Origin of the sequence: Paratractidigestivibacter sp. (assembly GCF_052362415.1) — a bacterium.
Taxonomy (GTDB): Bacteria; Actinomycetota; Coriobacteriia; order Coriobacteriales; family Atopobiaceae; genus Paratractidigestivibacter.
The window spans coordinates 6,461-7,606 of the sequence record NZ_DAWEMK010000091.1 but is presented as its reverse complement, the minus strand read 5'-3'; the positions used below and the strand labels follow the sequence as shown (position 1 = coordinate 7,606).

Here is a 1,146-nt window from a genome sequence, read left to right as displayed (position 1 = left end):
GCTCTCCGGCGGCCAGCAGCAGCGCCTGTGCATCGCGCGCGCCCTGGCCACCAACCCCGAGGTGCTTCTCATGGACGAGCCGACCTCCGCGCTCGACCCCATCAGCACCGTCCAGGTCGAGCAGCTCATGAGCGAGCTCTCTGAGGACCACACGGTCGTCGTCGTGACCCACAACATGCAGCAGGCGACCCGCGTCGCCGACAAGACCTGCTTCTTCTACCTCGGCGAGCTCATCGAGGCCGCGCCGACCAAGGAGCTCTTCGCCAACCCCAAGCAGACCCGTACGCAGGAATATCTCTCAGGAAGGTTCAGCTGATATGGTTATGCAGACCCGTACCAAGTTCTCGCAGCAGCTCGATGGCATCCAGGATCTCGTCGTCCGCCTCAAGGAGAAGTGCGTGGCGGACGTCCGCGCCGCCGGCCTCGCCGCCACGGGCGACCGCGGCGCCCAGGAGGGCGTGGCCAACGGCCGCAAGGCAGAGGATCGCCTGCGCCAGGGCATCGAGGACGCCTGCCTTGACGCGATGCTGCTCCAGCAGCCGCTCATCGGCGACGACCTGCGCTTCGTTTCCGGCTCGTTTCGCATCGTCTCGGACCTCTCGCACATCGACGGCATGACCCGCGACGCCGCCTTCCTCGTCGAGGAGGTGCCCGAGAAGGCCTCCGATAAGCTCAAAGACGAGTTCATCGCCATGAGCGAGAAGAGCGCCCAGATGGTCTCCGACGCGGTCGACGCCTTCGTCAACTCCGACGTCGAGCTCGCTCAGAAGGTCATCGAGGCCGACGACAAGGTAAACTCTTTGTACGCCGACTCGGAAGAGAAGATCGTCAAGCTCATCCGCGACGGCAAGTCTTCGGCCAAGTACCTGCCCGAGCTCCTCATGGTCGCCAAGTACTTCGAGCGCATCGGCGACCTCTCCAAGCGCGTCGCCGCGTGGGCCATCTTCCGCGTGACCGGCGAGCACAAGGTCGAGGAGAAGGCCAGCCAGGCCGGCAGGCTCGAGCAGTAGGGAAGCGTCAGTGATGGGAGCCGAGAACGTGGTCTACTACGTCGAGGACGACAAGAACATCCGCGAGCTGACGGTGTACGCCTTAGGCCAAGGCGGCATCGAGGCGAAGGGGTGTGCGAACGACGCCGAGTTCAGG

Annotated in this window: 2 protein-coding genes; both read left to right on the top strand. The window is 64.8% G+C overall.

Annotated features, from left to right (window positions below; genetic code table 11):
• A partial coding sequence (locus ACT84W_RS08455) for a phosphate ABC transporter ATP-binding protein (protein WP_444328887.1) occupies positions 1-316 on the top strand: 316 nt, incomplete at its 5' end.
• A 1-nt stretch (position 317) separates the two neighbouring features.
• Positions 318-1,010, top strand: coding sequence for a phosphate signaling complex PhoU family protein (locus tag ACT84W_RS08450; protein ID WP_444328886.1), 693 nt, complete (start codon positions 318-320; stop codon positions 1,008-1,010).
• Positions 1,011-1,146 lie beyond the last annotated feature (136 nt).